Source organism: Streptomyces venezuelae (genome assembly GCF_008642375.1).
Classification (GTDB): Bacteria; Actinomycetota; Actinomycetes; order Streptomycetales; family Streptomycetaceae; genus Streptomyces; species Streptomyces venezuelae_G.
The window spans coordinates 2,873,734-2,893,180 of record NZ_CP029194.1; the positions used below are offsets into that span (position 1 = coordinate 2,873,734).

A 19,447-nucleotide genomic window follows, 5' to 3' on the forward strand; every position below is an offset into this window, starting at 1 on the left:
GCGCGACGTTGGAGTGCCTGGCCTGCACCTCCCGGCCGGACAGGCGTAGCCTTTATTTCCGCTGTCCATCACCTTGTGAAGCGGAAGAGGGCGGTTGCCGCCGTGTCGTCTCAGTCCCCCAGTACCCCGAGCTCCCCGACCGACCAAGACGGGCAGGGTAAGAACCCTGCCGCCGCCTTCGGTGCCAATGAGTGGCTCGTCGACGAGATCTACCAGCAGTACCTCCAGGACCCGAATTCGGTCGATCGTGCCTGGTGGGACTTCTTCGCCGACTACAAGCCCGGAGCGTCGGCGACCCCGACCGCCCCGGCTGCCACCACCCCGAGCGCGCCCGCCGCGCCGCAGGCGAGCCCCGCACAGGCCGCGCCTTCGGCTCCCGCGGTCGTTCCGGCCCCCGCGCCCGCCCCGGCCGCGGCCCCGGCTCCTGTGAAGCCCGCCGCGGCTCCCTCGCCGGCCGTCGCGAAGCCCGCCGCCGCCGCTCCGGCGCCGGCCAAGGCCGCCCCGGCCGCCGAGGCCCCCGTCGGCCCCGAGCTGATCACGCTGCGCGGCCCCGCCGCCGCGGTCGCGAAGAACATGAACGCCTCGCTGGAGGTGCCGACGGCCACGTCCGTCCGCGCCGTCCCGGTGAAGCTGCTCTTCGACAACCGGATCGTGATCAACAACCACCTGAAGCGCGCCCGGGGCGGGAAGATCTCCTTCACGCACCTCATCGGCTACGCGATGGTGCAGGCGATCAAGGCCATGCCGTCGATGAACTACTCCTTCGCGGAGAAGGACGGCAAGCCGACCCTGGTCAAGCCGGAGCACGTGAACTTCGGTCTCGCGATCGACCTGGTGAAGCCCAACGGCGACCGCCAGCTCGTCGTCGCGGGCATCAAGAAGGCCGAGACGCTCAACTTCTTCGAGTTCTGGCAGGCGTACGAGGACATCGTCAAGCGGGCCCGCGTGGGCAAGCTGACGATGGAGGACTTCACCGGCGTCACGGTCTCCCTGACCAACCCCGGCGGCCTCGGCACCGTCCACTCCGTGCCGCGTCTGATGCCCGGCCAGTCGGTCATCATGGGCGTCGGCTCGATGGACTACCCGGCCGAGTTCCAGGGCACCTCCCAGGACACCCTGAACAAGCTGGGCATCTCGAAGGTCATGACCCTGACCTCGACCTACGACCACCGGGTCATCCAGGGCGCCGCCTCCGGCGAGTTCCTGCGCGTCGTCGCGAACTACCTCCTCGGCGAGCAGGGCTTCTACGACGACATCTTCAAGGCGCTGCGCATCCCCTACGAGCCGGTCCGCTGGCTCAAGGACATCGACGCGTCGCACGACGACGACGTCACCAAGGCCGCGCGCGTCTTCGAGCTCATCCACTCCTACCGGGTCCGCGGCCACGTCATGGCCGACACCGACCCGCTGGAGTACAAGCAGCGCAAGCACCCCGACCTGGACATCACCGAGCACGGCCTCACCCTGTGGGACCTGGAGCGGGAGTTCGCGGTCGGCGGCTTCGCCGGCAAGTCGATGATGAAGCTCCGCGACATCCTCGGCGTCCTGCGCGACTCGTACTGCCGCACCACCGGCGTCGAGTTCATGCACATCCAGGACCCGAAGCAGCGCAAGTGGATCCAGGACCGCGTCGAGCGCCCGCACGCCCGTGTGGAGCGCGAGGAGCAGCTCCGGATCCTGCGCCGGCTGAACGCGGCGGAGGCCTTCGAGACCTTCCTGCAGACGAAGTACGTCGGCCAGAAGCGCTTCTCCCTGGAGGGCGGCGAGTCCGTCATCCCGCTGCTCGACGCGGTCATCGACTCGGCCGCCGAGTCGCGCCTCGACGAGGTCGTCATCGGCATGGCCCACCGCGGCCGCCTGAACGTCCTCGCGAACATCGTGGGCAAGTCGTACGCGCAGATCTTCCGCGAGTTCGAGGGCAACCTCGACCCGAAGTCGATGCACGGCTCCGGCGACGTCAAGTACCACCTGGGCGCCGAGGGCACCTTCACCGGTCTCGACGGCGAGCAGATCACGGTCTCCCTGGCCGCCAACCCCTCGCACCTCGAGGCGGTCGACCCGGTCCTGGAAGGCATCGTCCGCGCCAAGCAGGACGTCATCAACAAGGGCGGCACGGACTTCACCGTCCTGCCCGTCGCCCTCCACGGTGACGCGGCCTTCGCCGGCCAGGGCGTCGTCGCCGAGACCCTGAACATGTCGCAGCTGCGGGGCTACCGCACCGGCGGCACGGTCCACATCGTCATCAACAACCAGGTCGGCTTCACCGCCGCCCCGGAGTCCTCGCGTTCCTCGATGTACGCGACCGACGTGGCCCGCATGATCGAGGCGCCGATCTTCCACGTGAACGGCGACGACCCGGAGGCCGTGGTCCGCGTCGCGCGGCTCGCCTTCGAGTTCCGCCAGACGTTCAACAAGGACGTCGTGATCGACCTCATCTGCTACCGCCGCCGCGGTCACAACGAGGGCGACAACCCGCAGTTCACCAACCCGCAGATGTACAACCTGATCGACAAGAAGCGTTCGGTGCGCAAGCTGTACACCGAGTCGCTCATCGGTCGCGGTGACATCACCCTCGAAGAGGCGGAGCAGGCGCTCCAGGACTTCCAGGGCCAGCTGGAGAAGGTGTTCGCGGAGGTCCGCGAGGCCACCGCCGCGCCGACCCCGACCCAGGTCCCGGACGCCCGGGCCGAGTTCCCGGTCGGCGTCACCACCGCGGTCTCCGCCGAGGTCGTGAAGCGGATCGCCGAGTCGCAGGTCAGCGTCCCGGAGCGGATCACGGTCCACCCGCGTCTGATGCCCCAGATGCAGCGCCGTGCCGCCTCCATCGACGACGGCACCATCGACTGGGGCTTCGGCGAGACCCTCGCCATCGGCTCCCTGCTGATGGAGGGCACCCCGGTCCGCCTCTCGGGCCAGGACTCCCGCCGCGGCACCTTCGGCCAGCGCCACGCGGTCCTGGTGGACCAGGAGACCGGCGAGGACTACACCCCGCTGCTCTACCTGGCCGAGGACCAGGCCCACTACAACGTCTACGACTCGCTGCTCAGCGAGTACGCGGCGATGGGCTTCGAGTACGGCTACTCGCTGGCCCGTCCGGACTCCCTGGTCATCTGGGAGGCCCAGTTCGGTGACTTCGTCAACGGCGCGCAGACCGTCGTCGACGAGTTCATCTCCTCGGCCGAGCAGAAGTGGGGCCAGACCTCCGGCGTCACGCTGCTCCTGCCGCACGGCTACGAGGGCCAGGGCCCGGACCACTCGTCCGCGCGCCCGGAGCGCTTCCTCCAGATGTGCGCCCAGGACAACATGACGGTCGCCATGCCGACGCTGCCGTCGAACTACTTCCACCTCCTGCGCTGGCAGGTCCACAACCCGCACCACAAGCCGCTCATCGTCTTCACCCCGAAGTCGATGCTGCGTCTGAAGGCCGCGGCGTCCAAGGTGGAGGAGTTCACCACCGGCGGCTTCCGTCCGGTGATCGGCGACGCCACGGCGAACCCGGCGGACGTCCGCAAGGTCGTCTTCTGCGCGGGCAAGGTCTACTACGACCTGGAGGCCGAGCGTCAGAAGCGGGGCGACACGGAGACCGCGATCATCCGCCTCGAGCGTCTGTACCCGCTGCCGGGTGCCGAGCTCCAGGCCGAGATCGCCAAGTACCCGAACGCCGCGAAGTACATCTGGGCGCAGGAGGAGCCGGCGAACCAGGGTGCCTGGCCGTTCATCGCGCTCAACCTGATCGACCACCTGGACCTGGCGGTCGGTGCGGACATCCCGGCGGGCGAGCGCCTGCGCCGGATCTCGCGTCCGCATTCCTCCTCCCCGGCGGTCGGCTCGGCCAAGCGCCACCAGGCGGAGCAGCAGCAGCTGGTCAACGAGGTCTTCGACGCCTGATCGACCACTCCGTACGCGTACGTGTGCGTACGGGAGGAGGCCCGGCATCCCGCGAGGGGTGCCGGGCCTCCGGCGTTTCCGGATTGCCTATCCTGGTCGCATGTACTTCACCGACCGTGGCATCGAGGAACTGGAGAAGCGGCGCGGCGAGGAGGAGGTCACCTTCGAGTGGCTCGCCGAGCAGCTGCGGACCTTCGTCGACCTCAACCCCGACTTCGAGGTGCCGGTCGAGCGCCTCGCGACCTGGCTGGCCCGTCTGGACGACGACGAGGACGACGACGAGTAGGAAGTCCTCGGGCAGCCGTCAGGCCTGCTGAGGCATCGGCTCCGGCTTCCGGATCCGGCTCCGCTCCCCCGGCCAGCGGTCCCGCAGGCGGTCGTAGGCCAGTCCGAGCGCACCGTGCGCGACGAGCAGCGCCCCTGCCGCCGCCCAGCCGCCGCTGCGCCGGCCGATCCCCCAGGCCAGCAGCGGCAGGCCCGCCGCGAGTTGCGCCCCGTTGAGTGCCCGCGCCCTGGGGCCGCGCAGGTACGGGCCGAGGGGCCCTTCCTCCATCACGTCCAGCTCGGCTCGTACGGCATCGCGCCAGCCGAGCCATTCGAGCTGCTCGGCGCCCTGTGCGAGGGCGACGGAGCGCAGCCGGTCGGCGCTGTCGCCGGGGACGAGGCCGGTCGGCAGGGCGAGGCCGGTGCGGGCGAGGACGGCGACGATGCCGACGAGCCGGCTGTGGGCGTCGGCGTCCCCGTCGGGCTCGGTGAGCGGCTCCAGGGCCTGCACGTCCAGGACGGGGTCGAGGGCGAGCCGGGCCGCGAAGGTACGCATGGCCTCGTCCTCGCCGACGGGCGTGCCGTCCGCGAGCCAGGTGTAGCCGACCGTGCGGCGGAAGCCGGCGGCGAGCGTGATCCCGGCCCGGTCGCGGTCCCACCACAGGGCGAGGACGGGCCAGGTCGCGGCGGAGACGGCGAGGGCGGTGGCCCAGCCGGTGACGACCTGTTCGACGGACTCCCCGCCGTGCAGCCAGGGCTTCCCCTCCGGTACGAGCACGCTCCAGTCGTCGCCCGCGGGGGCGAGGAGCAGCTGTTCCCGCAGGAGCTGGGCCGGTGGCCTGACCGCCGCGGGGTCGGCACGGCAGAGCAGCAGCGCCCCTGAGGGGCTCGATCCGGATGTCGCGTTCATGCCTCCACGCTAGCCAATTTGTCCGTGTACGGCGGCGATTGCCCCCTACGCATCAGGGAAGAGTCAGGGTTGACTTCGCCCGACCGCGATATATCGTGTCTATCGAGAGTCGCGATATGTTGCGTTGCCGAAACGGGAGGTCAGCACCATGACAGAGTGGTCCGTCACCGAGCCGACGAAACTTGCCCCGGCCGACCCCGTGACGCGCCTGCAGGTCCGCATCGTCAACGGAACGGTGAACGTGGTGGGGACGGACGAGAGTTCCGCCCGGGTGGAGATCTCCGAGATCCAGGGGCCGCCGCTGATCGTGACGCAGGACGGCTCCACCCTGACGGTGACCTACGAGGACCTGCACTGGAAGAACCTCCTCAAGTGGTTCGACCGCAAGGGCCACAAGCGCCGGGCCGTCGTCTCCGTCGCCGTCCCCGCGGGCGTCGACGTCGAGGTCGGCGCGGTGGACGCGGAGGCGGTCGTCTCCGGCATCAGAGGGCGTACGGAGGTGCGCGGCGTCACGGGCGACACGACCCTCCTCGGGCTCTCCGGTCCGGTCCGTGCCGAGACCGTCTCCGGAAGTCTGGAGGCCCAGTCGGTCACGGGCGCGCTGCGGGTCACCTCGGTGACGGGCGCCGTCACGGTGATCGAGGGTGCGGGCGGCTCCGTGAAGGCGGAGACCGTCAGCGGTGACATGGTCATCGACCTCGACCCGGCCGAGCTCGACGGCCCGCCCGCCGACATCCGGCTCACCAGCGTCTCCGGTCAGGTCGCCATCCGGCTGCCGCACCCGGCCGACGCCCAGGTGGAGGCGAGCACGACGAGCGGCTCCGTGTCGAACGCCTTCGAGGACCTGCGGGTGACCGGGCAGTGGGGCACCAAGTCCATCACCGGCACCCTGGGTTCCGGTCGGGGCACGCTCAAGGCGACCACCGTGTCCGGCTCCATCGCCCTGCTCCGCCGCCCCGAGACGGCGGAGGACACCGAGTCCGCCCCCGCGGCCTCCCCCACCGGCGCTCCCGCCTCCTCCTCCGCGACCGGAAAGGTGCTCTGACATGTCGCCCGTCTTCGCCCATGGCCGCCTCCGCCTCTACCTGCTCAAACTGCTTGACGAGGCCCCCCGCCACGGCTACGAGGTGATCCGGCTCCTGGAGGAGCGCTTCCAGGGGCTCTACGCCCCCTCGGCCGGCACGGTCTACCCGAGACTCGCCAAGCTGGAGGCCGAAGGCCTCGTCACACACGCCAGCGAGGGCGGCCGGAAGGTCTACTCGATCACGGACGCGGGCCGTGCCGAGCTGGCCGGCCGCGGGGCCGAACTGACCGATCTGGAGAGGGAGATCCGCGACTCGGTCTCGGAGCTGGCGGCGGAGATCCGCGACGACGTGCGCGGCGCGGCCGGCCGGGTGCGCAGCGAGATGCGCGCGGCGGCGGGCCAGACGCAGAAGACGGAGGGCTCGTCCTTCGCGGACGCCAAGGAGGAGCTGCGCCGGGCCAAGCAGGAGTGGAAGGAGCAGGCCCGCCAGGCCAAGGCGGAGGCCCAGTCGGCCCGCCACCAGGCGAAGGAGTTCCAGCGCATCGCCCAGCAGGTGCAGGAGGAGGTCCAGGACCGGTTCTCGCGGGGCGACTGGCCCAAGGGGGTCTGGGAGGGCCTCTCGGACATCACGGCGCAGCTCGGCGGCCTGGTGGCGGGCACGACCCACCCCAAGGCGGCGGCCCAGGCGGCCAGCGCCGCCGGAGCGTACAGAGCCACCGTCGAGGACGCTTCGGCCGAAGCCGCCGACGAGGCCGGGTGGGCGCCGGAGTGGGCGCGGGACACGGAGGGGTCGGGCGATCCGGGCCGCGATCTCGACCGGCTGCTCGACCGCTTCCGGGACGAGATCCGCGACGCGGCCCGGGACCACGGGGTGACCGGGGAGCAGCTGGCCGCGACCCGCCGCCATCTGTCGACGGCGGCGGTGCGGATCACGGACGTGCTGAACCCCCGGGGGGACAGCTGAGCGGACCGGGTCAGCCCCGGGTGACGGTGACCGTCACCCGGGCGCCCGGGGCCGCGAGGACCCAGGCCCTCCCCCGGTCCTTGCGGAGCACCATCGCCGCGCCCCGGGCCTTCACCCGCCAGTCGCCGGGCGGGAGCGAGAGCTCGGTGACGCGGGGGCCGCGCCGCCCCGCGGCGTCGTACGAGAGTCGGTAGACCCCTGCCGCCGCGTCGTAGGCCGAGGAGCGGACCGTGCCGGCGACCGCCTCGGCGTACGGCTCGGCGGTCAGCTCCTTGTTGGTGCGGAAGGCGCCCGTGCCGTCCACCGCGCAGTAGCCGCCGCCGTAGCACCACTCCCAGCCGGCCCAGCCGGAGCTGTAGCGGCCGAGCGAGGCCATGGCCTCGCGGTAGAAGCGGTTCATGTTCGGCCGGGAGTTGTTGAGGGGTCCCCACTCGCCCACCAGGACGGGCACCTTGTACTCCTTCGGGTACAGGGTGACGGCCTGCTCGTAGTTCTCGATCCAGCCGGCGTCCGGGTCGTAGTCACCGCCCGCCTCCATGCCGCCGTTGTAGAAGTGCGGGGCGTAGACGACCTTCGGGTCGTCGATCCGGCCGAGCCCCGTGGGCACCCCTTCGCCCACGATCGGGGTCGGCTCGACGAAGAGCCAGTTGTCGTCGTCGACCGAGCGGATCGCGTCCGCGATCCGGTTGTACATCGGGGTGATCTGGTCCCGTTCGATGCGCCGGGCGGCCGTCGCCAGGTCCTCGCCCTCCCGCAGCTCGCCCATCGGCTCGTTGATCAGGTCGTAGCCGAGGACGGCCGGGTGGTCCTCGAAGCGGTCGGCGAGCACCCGCCACATGCGGGCCTGGGCGCGCTGGAGGTCCTCGTCCTCGTACAGGTGGGTGAAGGCCCGCTGCACGGCGGGCTCGAAGTACTCGGAGAACCAGTCGTCGGGGTGCGGGGTGAAGGGCAGGCCGTCGGTCCTGGTCGCCCAGGCGGGTATGCCCCGGTGGTCGAAGGCCGGCCCGAAGACGTCCTGGTGGGCATCGAGGACGACCTTGACGTCGTGACGCTCGGCCCAGTCCAGGACCCGTTCGATCTTGCGGAGGTACGCCTGGCTGTACCGGCCGGGGTCGGGCTCCAGGTCGTCCCAGAAGACGAGGACCCGGGCGAAGTTGAAGCCCTTGGCCCGCATGTCGCGGAAGTGCTTCTCGGTGATGGCGGAGAGGGCGGCGTCGCCGCTGTGCGCCTTGTCCCCGACGTTCCAGCCGCGCAGGGTGAGGGTCCGGCCGCGGTCGTCGGTGAGGGCGGGTATGCCCGCCCCCGCCGGACTCTCCGGGCTCGCAGGACCCGGAGGACTCTCCGGTCCTGCGGGGTCCGCGTGGGCGGCGGTCGGGGCGAGCAGCGCGGCGACGACGACGGCCGCCGCAAGGGTGGTTCGCAACACGTAGGACCTCCGGCACGACAAGGTGAGTGATGTTCACGTTTCCCGTGCCGGAGATCCCATCAGGAGTACTGACGAGTCATCAAGAGGTCGTCAGGACGATCTTTCCGAAGAGTTCGCCGGAGGCCATCTTCTCGAAGCCCTCACGGGCCCGGTCCAGCGGCAGGACCTCGTCGACGACCGGCCGGACGCCCGTCGCCGCACAGAACGACAGCAGGTCCTCCAGCTCGCCCTTGGAGCCCATCGTGGAACCGACGACCTTCAGCTCCAGGAAGAAGATCCGCGTCAGCTCCGCGTGCGCGGGCCGGTCCCCGCTCGTGGCGCCCGAGATGACGAGGGTGCCGCCCGGCCGCAGCGACTTGACCGAGTGCGACCAGGTGGCGGCGCCGACGGTCTCGATGACCGCGTCCACGCGCTGCGGCAGCCGCGCCCCCGGCTCGTACGCCTCGACGGCACCGAGCTCGACGGCGCGCTTGCGCTTGGCCTCGTCCCGGCTGGTGGCGAAGACCCGCAGGCCGGCCGCCTTGCCGAGGGCGATCGCGGCGGTGGCCACACCGCCGCCCGCGCCCTGCACGAGCACCGAGTCACCGGGCCGTACCCCGGCGTTGGTGAAGAGCATGCGGTAGGCGGTGAGCCAGGCGGTGGGCAGGCAGGCGGCCTCCTCGAAGGAGAGCTCCTTCGGCTTGGGCAGCACGTTCCAGCGGGGGACGGTCACCCGCTCGGCGAAGGTGCCCTGGTACCGCTCGGTGAGGATGGAGCGGGGCTCGTCCGGCCCGACGCCATGGCCGGTCTGGCCGATCACGGAGTGCAGGACGACCTCGTTGCCGTCCTCGTCGATGCCGGCGGCGTCGCAGCCGAGGATCATCGGCAGCTTCTCCTCGGGCAGCCCGACCCCGCGCAGCGACCACAGGTCGTGGTGGTTGAGCGAGGCGGCCTTGACGGTGACGGTGGTCCAGCCGGGCCGGACCTCGGGCTCGGGGCGTTCGCCCAATTCGAGTCCGTTCAGGGGCTGGTCGCGGTCGATTCGGGCGGCGTAGGCAGCGAACATGGCCCCGACCCTAGGGTCCGACGGGCGCGTGGCGGAACCACGCACCCGTGTGACACATACCTCCGCCCGGCGACACGCCGACGGGCCGCGCACACGGCAAAATCCCGCCCCCGTACGCCACAGGGCTCCGCCCCCGCACGCGACAGGGCCCCGTCCCGGAGTCCGGAACGGGGCCCTGTCGGGGGCTCAGGTACGAGCTCAGCGGCGCGCGATGCCCTCCGCACGGGCAGCGGCGGCCACCGCGGCCGCGACGGCGGGGGCGACCCGCTCGTCGAACGGCGACGGGATCACGCAGTCGGCGGCGAGCTGGTCACCGACGACGTCGGCGATCGCGTTGGCCGCGGCGATCTTCATGCCCTCGGTGATCCGGGAGGCCCGGACCTGGAGCGCGCCGGCGAAGATGCCGGGGAACGCGAGGACGTTGTTGATCTGGTTCGGGTAGTCCGAACGCCCGGTCGCCACGACGGCCGCGTACTTGTGCGCGACGTCGGGGTGGACCTCGGGGTTCGGGTTGGCCATGGCGAACACGAAGGCGTTCGGGGCCATGGAGGCGACGGCCGCCTCGGGGACCGTACCGCCGGAGACGCCGATGAAGACGTCCGCGCCGGCGAGGGCGGTCTCCAGGGAGCCGGTCAGGCCCGCCTTGTTGGTGATCTCGGCGAGCTCACGCTTGACGTCGGTGAGGTCCTCGCGGTCGCGGCTCACGATGCCCTTGCGGTCGGCGACGGCGACGTCACCGAGGCCGGCCTCCAGCAGGAACTTGGCGATGGCGACACCGGCCGCACCGGCGCCGGAGATGACCGCGCGCAGGTCGCCGAGGGTCCGGTCGGTCAGCTTCGCGGCGTTGCGCAGGGCGGCGAGGGTGACGATCGCGGTGCCGTGCTGGTCGTCGTGGAAGACCGGGATGTCCAGGCGCTCCTGGAGCTTGCGCTCGATCTCGAAGCACCGCGGCGCCGAGATGTCCTCCAGGTTCACTCCGCCGAAGGACGGGGCGAGCCGGACGACCGTCTCGACGATCTCGTCGGTGTCGGTGGTGGCGAGGGCGATCGGGACCGCGTCCACGCCGCCGAACTGCTTGAAGAGGATGGCCTTCCCCTCCATGACCGGGAGGGAGGCCTCCGGGCCGATGTCGCCGAGGCCGAGCACCGCCGTACCGTCGGTCACGACGGCCACGACCTGGGACTTCCAGGTGTAGTCGTTGACCAGCTCGGGCTGCTCGGCGATCGCGGTGCACACCTTGGCGACGCCGGGCGTGTACGCGAGGGACAGGTCGTCCTTGTCCCGGAGGGGCACGGTGGCCTGCACAGCCATCTTGCCGCCCCGGTGGAGGGCGAAGACAGGGTCGAAGAGCTCCTCGGGAGCTCCTTCCGTACCGCTGTCATTGCGAGGATTGACGATCTCCGCTGCCATTGGGTTGACCCCTTAAGTCTGTTTCATTTGAGGGTGGCCGCTCCTGGTTGAGGAGGGGTGGGGAGGCACCGCGGCCGCCTTGTCTGGCAGCCGCTCGGGCGCGCCGCACAACGCGCCCTGAGCCCCGGATGAGGGGTGTAAGGATCCTTCTTACCGGACAGACGGCACCGCAGACGAGTCCATAACCTCTCGGTGACGCGACTCATACCGAGTGCGTCCGGACGCGGACGGAGAGCGACACGTCACCCGATGTCCCTATAGATGCCTACGGCACCCGAATGGCCGCTTTCGGCTCGTCCGAATGGCGAGATCAACCGGAGATTTTCCGGTGACGGGGAAGGGTTTCCGTAGAAGGTCCGGCCTTGATGTACCGGCCTGTCGGGATTCGGGGGTCACCCGTTATCCGATTTTGACATCCGTGGCCGTCGGTTTGAGGCGGTCCGAATGGCAAGATGCCGTAATCACACGAGGTCGCGATGCTCGAAGACGTGTACGTGACCTACTGGCAACTCCCTCACACGCCGGAGGAACCCGACCATGACCGCACGCTCCACGCGCTGCACGACCGCCGCCAAGACCCGCACGTCCCGTCTTGCCGCGGTCGCCGCCGTCGCGGTCGCCGGCTCGATGCTGCTGACCGCCTGTGGCGACCAGACCGCGGGCGGTGGCTCCGCGACCCCGACGAAGGGCTCCGAGTCCGTCAACTCCGCCCCGCTCTTCTCCAAGCTCCCGGCCGACATCCAGAAGGCCGGCGTGATCAAGGTCGGCACGGACGCCACGTACGCCCCGATGGAGTTCAAGAAGGGCGAGGAGATCGTCGGCCTCGACCCCGACATCGCCGCCGCCCTGTCGAAGCAGCTCGGCGTGAAGTTCACGTTCGAGAGCGGGACCTTCGACACCCTGCTCACCTCGCTGACGACCGGCCGCACCAACGTCGTCATGTCCTCGATGACGGACACCAAGGCCCGCCAGGAGGGCCTGGACGACAAGGGCCAGAAGACCGGCGCCGGCGTCGACTTCGTCGACTACTTCTCCGCCTCCACCGGCATCCTGGTGAAGAAGGGCAACCCGGAGAACATCAAGTCCCTCGACGACCTGTGCGGCAAGAAGCTCGCGGTGCAGCGAGGCACGACGTACGAGCAGGCCGCCAAGGACCAGGCCGCCAAGTGCGAGAAGGACGGCAAGCCCAAGCTGACCTTCGAGTCCTACCCGACCGACGCCGAGGCGCAGACCCGCGTCAAGGCCGGCGGCGCGGTGGCCGACCTCAACGACTCGCCGGTCGCCGCCTACATCGCCCAGACGGCCGGTGGCGGCAACGACTTCGATGCGATCGCCAACAAGACGGACGCGGGCCTCTTCGGCATCGCCGTCGACAAGAAGAACTCCCAGCTGCGGGACGCGCTCAAGGAAGCCCTGGACGCGGCCATCAAGGACGGCAGCTACAAGGCCGCCCTCGACAAGTGGAACGCCGGTGACGGCGCCATTCCCGCGGCCAAGATCAACGGCGGCTCCTGACCCCCACGTACCACTGAAGGGCAGTCGCTGTGACTGACAAGCTCGACAAGGTTCCCGCCGGGTCCCCCACCCCGGCGGGAGTCCCGCCGGAGGCCATCAAGGCCATTCCGGTCCGCCACTACGGACGCTGGGTCGCCGGTGTCGTGGTGGTGGCCCTGCTGGTGCTCCTGGGGTACGCCTTCTCCCAGGGCAACGTGCGCTGGGCGACCGTGCCGGAGAAGCTGTTCGACTCCACCATCCTGAGCGGTCTCTGGCACACCATCCTCATCAGCGTGGCCTCGATGGCCCTCGGTCTGGTGCTCGGCGTGGTGTTCGCCGTGATGCGCCTCTCGAAGAACCCGGTGACCAGTTCGGTCGCCTGGCTCTACATCTGGATCTTCCGCGGCACCCCGGTCTACGTGCAGCTGCTGATCTGGTTCAGCCTCGCCCTGATCTTCCCGGTGTTCAACATCGGGTTCTACAAGGACGAGATGACCGATGTCATGACCCCCTTCCTGGCCGCCCTCCTGGGCCTCGGCCTGAACGAGGGCGCGTACATGGCGGAGATCGTCCGGGCCGGCATCCAGTCGGTCGACGAGGGTCAGACCGAGGCCTCGCACGCCCTGGGCATGAGCCAGTCGAAGACCATGCGGCGCGTGGTGCTCCCGCAGTCGATGCGGGTGATCATCCCGCCGACCGGCAACGAGTTCATCAACATGCTCAAGACCTCGTCGCTGGTCGTGGCCGTGCAGTACCCGGAGCTGCTGCGTGCCGCGCAGGACATCGCCTCGACCTCGTTCGCGATCATGGAGATGTTCTTCGTCGCCTCGATCTGGTACCTGATCCTGACCTCGGTGTTCAGCGTGGGCCAGTACTACCTGGAGCGGCACTACGCCCGCGGCTCCCTGCGGTCCTTGCCTCCCACGCCGTGGCAGAAGATCAAGGCGAACCTCTCCCGATTCTCCAACCGTGAGGCGGTGGCCAAGTGACTGCCATGGTGAAGGCCGAGGGCGTCCACAAGTCCTACGGCGCCGCGCACATCCTCAAGGGCATCGACCTCGAGGTGAACAACGGCGAGGTGTTCTGCCTGGTCGGCCCGTCCGGTTCCGGCAAGTCCACCTTCCTCCGGTGCATCAACCACCTGGAGAAGATCAACTCAGGTCGCCTCTACGTCGACGGCCAGCTGGTCGGCTACCGGCAGAAGGGCGACAAGCTCTACGAGCTGAAGGACAGCGAGGTCGCGGTCCAGCGCCGTGACATCGGCATGGTCTTCCAGCGCTTCAACCTCTTCCCGCACATGACGGCCGTGGCCAATGTCATGGAGGCGCCCATCCAGGTGAAGGGCGAGTCCAAGGCCGTGGCGCGCGAGCGGGCCGAGCGCCTGCTCGACCGCGTCGGCCTGCGGGACAAGATGGGGAACTACCCGTCGCAGCTCTCCGGAGGCCAGCAGCAGCGTGTCGCCATCGCCCGCGCGCTGGCGATGGAGCCGAAGCTGATGCTCTTCGACGAGCCGACGTCGGCGCTCGACCCGGAGCTCGTGGGTGACGTCCTGGACGTCATGCGGGACCTGGCCGAGTCGGGCATGACGATGGTCGTCGTCACCCACGAGATGGGCTTCGCCCGCGAGGTCGGCGACAACCTCGTGTTCATGGACGGCGGCGTCGTGGTCGAGTCGGGTCACCCGAGGGACGTCCTGGGCAACCCGCAGCACGACCGGACGAAGGCGTTCCTGTCCAAGGTGCTGTAAGCGGCGCGGACAGACGGAAGGGGCGGTACGGGAAGACCCGTACCGCCCCTTCCGTCTGTCCCTCTCCGTCACTCACTTCACGGCGAGGAGCAGGGTGTCGGAGGGCGAGGCCCAGACGGCCCTGGCCTCGCCGAAGCCGGCGGCGCGGAGGGTGTCGGCGTGCCAGCGCGGGGAGGGCATGTCGCCGTCGGCGTGCTCGCCGTAGATCTCGAAGCGGCGGGCGGTGGGCTCGGCGAGGACGGGGTCCTTGGCGGCGAGGGCCCACCACGCGGCCCAGTCGAGCACCCCGGCGGCCTTCTCGCCGTCCATGCGGGCGTGCCGCTGGGCGCGCTCGGCGGCGTTGATCCGGGGAGTGGCCTGGTCGATCATGTGGTCGGCGTTCATGAAGACGCCGCCGTCGCGGACGAGACCGGCGACCTGCCCGTAGAGGGTGGTCAGGGGCTCGCTGTGGAGCCAGTGGAGCGCGGTGGCGGTGAGGACGGCGTCGTACGAGCCGTGGGGCAGCCGCTCGGCCCACGCGGGGTCCTTGAGGTCGGCGGTCACGAAGGTGACGCGCTCGTCGCCGTCGAAGTGCCCCTCGGCGATCGCGAGCAGCGCCGGATCGAGGTCGACTCCGGTACTGGTGGCCTCCGGGAACCTCTGGAGGAGCCGATCCGTGATACTTCCCGTACCGCACGCGAGGTCGAGGACGCGGGGCTTCGGTCCCACCAAGGCCTCGACCATGTCGAGCATCACCCGGAACCGCTCCTCACGGTCCGGCATGTACCACTCCTGCTGACGGTCCCAGCTCTGCTGCCAGCCCGCCCAGTCGGTTCCGGTCATCGCCGCGCCATCCCCTCTTCGTAATACCCTCGAAGGGGAAACAGCCGTTACCCCTCCCGACCGAGACCCTAGCCCGACGGAGTAAGGACTACAAGTGGAACTGGCCTATTACTCGGATTACGCCGTGCGTCTGGTCAACACCGAGGAGCCGGCCCGCAGCAAGGACGCCCTGACCTCCGTCGAGGTGATCCGCGAGCTCTTCGGCCCGGCCACCCAGATGGCCCGGCGGGCGACCGACTCCGACGTGACGCGCTTCCGTTCGGTGCGCGCGCGCCTGCGGGCGGTCTTCACCGCGGCCGACGAGGGCGACCACACGGGCGCGGTGGACCTCCTCAACTCCCTCCTCCTGGAGTTCCCCGTCAGCCCGCAGATCTCCGGCCACGACACCCTCGACGAGGAGGGCCGGCCCCGCTGGCACATGCACCTCGCCGACCACCCCTCGAACGCGACCGCGGGCTACGCGGCGATCGCGGCGATGGGCCTGGCCTTCCACCTCACCGAGTTCGGCGCCGACCGGCTCGGCCTCTGCCAGGCACCGCCCTGCCGCAACGCCTACCTGGACACCTCGACCAACCGCTCCCGCCGCTACTGCTCGGACCGCTGCGCCACCCGGGCCAACGTGGCCGCCTACCGGGCCCGCAAGCGCCTGGAGGCCGAGCGGTCGGACCACACGGGCCTGACCGAGGACAAGAGCCAGGAGAGCACCACCCAGGCCGACCGCTGACGCCCCGGCGTCACCGGCCGGTACCGCCCCCGCACCCGCCCGAGGACCAGCTCGGGCGGTACGGCTCCGAAGACGCGGCTGTCCCCCTCGGCGTCCGGGTTGTCCCCCAGCACCCACCAGCCGCCGTCACGTCGCTCGATCAGCCGCTTCACGATGAGCAGATCCTGCTGGAGCGGATGCCGCAGTACGGCGACGGCACCGGGCCGCAGCCGTGCGCCGTAGTGCACGAGCAGCTGGTCGCCGTGGAGCAGTGTGGGCACCATCGACACCCCCGTGACCTCGGCGACCCCGAACGGCGGCCCACCGACCGCACCCACCCGCTCCGGCCCCGCTTCCCTCATCGCCACTCCCGCCGTGCGAGCACCCGTCCCGCGACACGCCTCGTCCACTCGTACACGAGTCCCATGATGACCCTGGACTTTTGACCTAAGCCCCAGGGGGCGCCCGCGAAAACGCCCTTCTCACCGAGTAATGTCCCACCTGAGAAGACGATCACGAGGAAGGACGGCTCAATGCTCTCCCGCCTGTTTGCCCCCAAGGTGAAGGTCAGCGCCCACTGCGACCTCCCCTGCGGCGTGTACGACCCGGCCCAGGCCCGCATCGAGGCCGAGTCGGTCAAGGCTGTCCAGGAGAAGTACCTGGCGAACGAGGACGCGCACTTCCGTGCCCGCGCCACGGTCATCAAGGAGCAGCGCGCGGAGCTCGCGAAGCACCACGTCTCGGTGCTCTGGAGCGACTACTTCAAGGCCCCGCACTTCGAGAAGTACCCCCAGCTCAACCAGCTGGTCAACGACACCCTGAAGGCCCTCTCGGCCGCCAAGGCGTCGACCGACCCGAAGACGGGCGAGAAGGCGCTGGAGCTCATCGCCGAGATCGACCGCATCTTCTGGGAGACCAAGAAGGCCTGATCCAGGTCTCTCCCGCCATCTGCTCCGTTGCAGGTCAGAGGGCAAATGGAACGGTCCGCCCGGTCATCCCGGCGCGGGCCGCTCCTGTTTTCAAGATCCAATGGGAGAAATATGGGAGGTACGGTAGCCGGGCGTCACCCAGAATTGCCGGTGCGCCCAGTCCTCGGCGCCCGCGGACACCTCCCACAGCTTCTGAAGCCCCCTCGCGACGGCGCGCTCCATCTCGGGCGAGGCGTGCGAGTAGGTGCCCTCGACGCCCTTCAGCCTGTGCCCCATCCGCTCCTCCCGCCTCCGCGCTCACGATCGCGTACGCCGACGGCCGGCGCGCCCAAGCCGAATGTCTCAAGAACGAGATCGAGTTCGGCCTACGCCGCCTGGAGTCCGGCGACCTCACCGCCCCACCCCACGCCGACCGGCGCTGAGCGCGCCAAGGCCGAACGTCAGGGCCGGCAGATCACCCCACGCCAGTGGCTGCGCGAGCAGGCGTACGCGGTAGCCGCCGCCCGTACGCAACGAAGTCGACTACTTCACCGTGCTGATCTTGTGAGCGCCGATGTGCGCGATGAGCGCCTCTCCACTCGTCGACGGTGGCCGCCTGGAGGGCTCGGGCCTTGAAGGTCCAGTCCCCGTCGGGCGGGATGCGTTCTCCTCCGCGGCGGTACGCGCCTGAAGAGTCGTGCACCCATGCGGCGAGCGCCTCAAGGAAGCCGTCGAGGGTGTTGCCCTCCCGCTCCGGCAGCAGGCCCATCGTCACTCCAGCGGCGGAGCGCCGCGCGGTGGTCCGAAGCGCACCCGATCAAGACCGTCGCACCCCATCGCCCGCAATCAAACCCTCGGCGGCAGCCTCGCCGCCCAAGCCAGTGCTGACGAGGCCATCGCCCCCACATGCCCGACAATCCGCCCGACGAAGGGAACCCAGACGGTGGCGCCGGCCCCGGTGGTCATTGACGGTGTGCCGGCCGCTCGTTCACCACAGGCGGTGGTTGGTGGCCGGCGTCGGCGGCGTGGATGACTTCGCGGATCAGCAGGTCGAGGTCGTCCGTGGTGGTGCGGTAGTTGCACAGGCAGGCGCGCAGGACGGTGTGTCCCCGCACGGAGACGGTGGCGAGGTAGGCGCGTCCGGCGGCCTGGACGCGCTGGGCGACGCGGACGTGGAGGGCGTCCGGGTCACCGCCATGGTGGGTGATGCGGAAGCAGGCGACCGGCCAGGGACCCCCCGCCAGCAGTTCCAGTCCGGGTTGAGCGCTGATCTTGTCGCGCAGCTGCTCGGCGAGGGAGAGGTAGTACTCGATCAGGGTGCTGACGCCGTCGCGGCCGAGGTGGTGCAGGGTGGCCCACAGGGCCAGGGCCCGGGTGCCGGGGCGGGTCAGCTCGACGGTGGAGTGGGAGAGCCACGGCAGCGTGTCCGGTTCGCTGGCAGTGAGGTAAGAGGCGCGGTGGGCGAAGGCCGTGTGCAGGTGCTCGGGGTCCGGGACCAGCAGGGCTCCGCATCCCACCGGCACGCTGAGTGTCTTGTGCGGGTCCACGGTCAGCGAATCGATTCCCCCGATGCCCCGGTACAGCGGTGCCAGGGCCGGGACGGCGGCGCCTAGCCCACCCCAGGCGCCGTCCGCGTGGTGCCACATCCCGACGCTGCGGCACAGGTCGGTGACGGGCTCGATCGGGTCGACGGCTCCGGTGGCGGTGGTGCCCAGGGTGGTGACGGCGCAGAACGGCAGCAAGCCCGCGTCCAGGTCGGCGGTGACCGCAGCACGCAGGGCGGCGGGCTCCAGTCGGTCATGGGCATCGGTGGGGATGGGGCGCAGCCGGTGCGCGGGCAGGCCGATGCAGGCGGCGGCCTTGGCGACGGACATGTGTGCCTGGGCGCCGTAGTAGAGGGTGAGGCGGGCGTGGTCGCGGTCGTAGGCGGGGCCGTCGCCGGAGCCGCGCCGGGTGAGGAACCAGGTGCGGGCGGTGGCCAGGGCGAGCAGGTTGGCCATGGAGCCGCCGCTGGTCAGTACCCCACCCGTCCCGTCGGGCAGACCGGCCAGGTCCGCGAGCGTTCGCACGGTGCCGCGTTCAAGGTCCATGAGCGCGTTCTCGCCCATGCCGCAGGTCGCGTTGACGGCGCCGGCCAGCAGCTCGGCGATGATCCCGGCCGGTGCGGGCGGCGAGTTGACCCAGGCGAAGAACGCGGGATGCCCGTTGCCCGTCGGGAACGGTGCGATCTCCTCGCGCACGAAGTCCAGCACCTCTCCCAGCTCCGCGCCGGTGCGGGCCAGCGGTGACTCACGCAGCCGGGCCCGGCGTCGCGGAGACATCGGACGGCTCACCGGGCCCGCCGGGAGGCTGCTCAAGTACTGCGACACCCACTCCGCCGCAGCGACGAGTTCGTCCCGCAGTACCTTCGGGTGGACTCCCGGCAGCATCTGGTCCGGAGGCGGGGTGGCTTCGCCGCACGGAGTCGAAGCGAGGTCAGGAAAACGGTGGGTCATGACGGCCTGTGGTGCCCTTCATCGTCGCAAGGCCCCAGGTCAACCACCGAGGACCGTGATCGGTAACGACCGGGTTCGCCATCCGGCACGCGAACCAGCGAAACTCGGCAGCTCTTCCTGTCCGCTCTCGGCAGAGCAGTCCGCACCCAGTCCGCAGGACACCCGATCAGGACCGTCGCACCCCCTCGCCAACCATCACCAAAAGGGCAGGTCAGCGACCTGCGGCACCCGTCCCCGCAGGTCACCGACCCAGCCCATTACCAGGAGACGAAGAAGGCCTGACCTTCGCCGCTCCCTCCGACCGCACCCGCTCCGCGGGCCGCCCGACACGGCGTCCCGACGGACCG

Annotated in this window: 16 protein-coding genes and 1 pseudogene; 10 read left to right on the forward strand and 7 right to left on the reverse strand. The window is 70.2% G+C overall.

Annotated elements, in window-relative coordinates; genetic code table 11:
* The first annotated feature begins 102 nt into the window (after nt 1-102).
* The gene (locus DEJ46_RS12665) at nt 103-3,888 is read left to right on the forward strand and encodes a multifunctional oxoglutarate decarboxylase/oxoglutarate dehydrogenase thiamine pyrophosphate-binding subunit/dihydrolipoyllysine-residue succinyltransferase subunit (protein WP_150266150.1); all 3,786 of its coding nucleotides are present in this window, start codon (nt 103-105) and stop codon (nt 3,886-3,888) included.
* Between the two features lie 100 nt (nt 3,889-3,988).
* Entirely contained in the window at nt 3,989-4,174 is a 186-nt protein-coding gene (locus DEJ46_RS12670) for a DUF6104 family protein (RefSeq protein WP_024761804.1), read from the forward strand.
* 18 nt (nt 4,175-4,192) lie between these two features.
* Here the strand turns inward: DEJ46_RS12670 and DEJ46_RS12675 are convergent, their stop codons facing one another.
* A complete protein-coding gene (locus DEJ46_RS12675; protein WP_150266152.1) occupies nt 4,193-5,062 on the reverse strand; it encodes a hypothetical protein in 870 nt (289 codons plus the stop codon).
* Nucleotides 5,063-5,210: 148 nt separating this feature from the next.
* On the opposite strand from DEJ46_RS12675, the gene DEJ46_RS12680 reads away from it, so the two are divergent.
* Both DEJ46_RS12680 and DEJ46_RS12685 read left to right on the forward strand, forming a co-directional pair.
* Complete coding sequence (locus DEJ46_RS12680) at nt 5,211-6,107, forward strand: DUF4097 family beta strand repeat-containing protein (protein WP_150266153.1); 897 nt, start codon at nt 5,211-5,213, stop codon at nt 6,105-6,107.
* Nucleotide 6,108: 1 nt separating this feature from the next.
* Entirely contained in the window at nt 6,109-7,050 is a 942-nt protein-coding gene (locus tag DEJ46_RS12685) for a helix-turn-helix transcriptional regulator (protein ID WP_150266155.1), read from the forward strand.
* A gap of 10 nt (nt 7,051-7,060) precedes the next feature.
* Here DEJ46_RS12685 and DEJ46_RS12690 read toward each other — a convergent pair whose 3' ends face one another.
* The 3 genes from DEJ46_RS12690 to DEJ46_RS12700 all read right to left on the reverse strand — a co-directional run bounded on the left by DEJ46_RS12690 (nt 7,061) and on the right by DEJ46_RS12700 (nt 10,931).
* Complete coding sequence (locus tag DEJ46_RS12690; RefSeq protein WP_411757819.1) at nt 7,061-8,473, reverse strand: cellulase family glycosylhydrolase; 1,413 nt, start codon at nt 8,471-8,473, stop codon at nt 7,061-7,063.
* An 82-nt stretch (nt 8,474-8,555) separates the two neighbouring features.
* Nucleotides 8,556-9,521, reverse strand: a complete 966-nt coding sequence (locus DEJ46_RS12695; RefSeq protein ID WP_150266159.1) for a zinc-binding dehydrogenase — start codon at nt 9,519-9,521, stop codon at nt 8,556-8,558.
* Between the two features lie 198 nt (nt 9,522-9,719).
* Nucleotides 9,720-10,931: an NADP-dependent malic enzyme gene (locus tag DEJ46_RS12700; RefSeq protein WP_150266161.1), complete on the reverse strand. Its 1,212-nt coding sequence runs from the start codon at nt 10,929-10,931 to the stop codon at nt 9,720-9,722.
* A gap of 537 nt (nt 10,932-11,468) precedes the next feature.
* Between DEJ46_RS12700 and DEJ46_RS12705 the strand changes: the two genes are divergently transcribed.
* From DEJ46_RS12705 to DEJ46_RS12715, 3 genes are read left to right on the forward strand one after another with little or no spacing between them, the layout of a single operon-like run.
* A complete protein-coding gene (locus DEJ46_RS12705; protein ID WP_150266163.1) occupies nt 11,469-12,446 on the forward strand; it encodes an ABC transporter substrate-binding protein in 978 nt (325 codons plus the stop codon).
* 29 nt (nt 12,447-12,475) lie between these two features.
* Complete coding sequence (locus DEJ46_RS12710) at nt 12,476-13,414, forward strand: amino acid ABC transporter permease (protein WP_150266165.1); 939 nt, start codon at nt 12,476-12,478, stop codon at nt 13,412-13,414.
* Nucleotides 13,411-14,172, forward strand: coding sequence for an amino acid ABC transporter ATP-binding protein (locus DEJ46_RS12715; RefSeq protein ID WP_150266166.1), 762 nt, complete (start codon nt 13,411-13,413; stop codon nt 14,170-14,172). The genes DEJ46_RS12710 and DEJ46_RS12715 overlap by 4 nt, the downstream gene beginning before the upstream one ends.
* Before the next feature lie 72 nt (nt 14,173-14,244).
* On the opposite strand, the gene DEJ46_RS12720 is transcribed toward DEJ46_RS12715, so the two are convergent.
* Nucleotides 14,245-14,994: a class I SAM-dependent methyltransferase gene (locus DEJ46_RS12720; protein WP_150266168.1), complete on the reverse strand. Its 750-nt coding sequence runs from the start codon at nt 14,992-14,994 to the stop codon at nt 14,245-14,247.
* A 94-nt stretch (nt 14,995-15,088) separates the two neighbouring features.
* On the opposite strand from DEJ46_RS12720, the gene DEJ46_RS12725 reads away from it, so the two are divergent.
* Nucleotides 15,089-15,718: a CGNR zinc finger domain-containing protein gene (locus DEJ46_RS12725; RefSeq protein WP_150266170.1), complete on the forward strand. Its 630-nt coding sequence runs from the start codon at nt 15,089-15,091 to the stop codon at nt 15,716-15,718.
* On the opposite strand, the gene sodX is transcribed toward DEJ46_RS12725, so the two are convergent.
* Entirely contained in the window at nt 15,622-16,059 is a 438-nt protein-coding gene (sodX, locus tag DEJ46_RS12730; protein WP_150266172.1) for a nickel-type superoxide dismutase maturation protease, read from the reverse strand. The two genes, DEJ46_RS12725 and sodX, sit on opposite strands and share 97 nt — an antisense overlap.
* A 171-nt stretch (nt 16,060-16,230) precedes the next feature.
* On the opposite strand from sodX, the gene sodN reads away from it, so the two are divergent.
* Complete coding sequence (sodN, locus tag DEJ46_RS12735) at nt 16,231-16,626, forward strand: superoxide dismutase, Ni (protein WP_150266174.1); 396 nt, start codon at nt 16,231-16,233, stop codon at nt 16,624-16,626.
* 314 nt (nt 16,627-16,940) lie between these two features.
* Nucleotides 16,941-17,164: pseudogene (locus DEJ46_RS39850) on the forward strand (mobilization protein); the annotation flags it as partial.
* A 403-nt stretch (nt 17,165-17,567) separates the two neighbouring features.
* Here DEJ46_RS39850 and DEJ46_RS12745 read toward each other — a convergent pair.
* Entirely contained in the window at nt 17,568-18,926 is a 1,359-nt protein-coding gene (locus DEJ46_RS12745) for a pyridoxal phosphate-dependent decarboxylase family protein (RefSeq protein WP_223834603.1), read from the reverse strand.
* Nucleotides 18,927-19,447 lie beyond the last annotated feature (521 nt).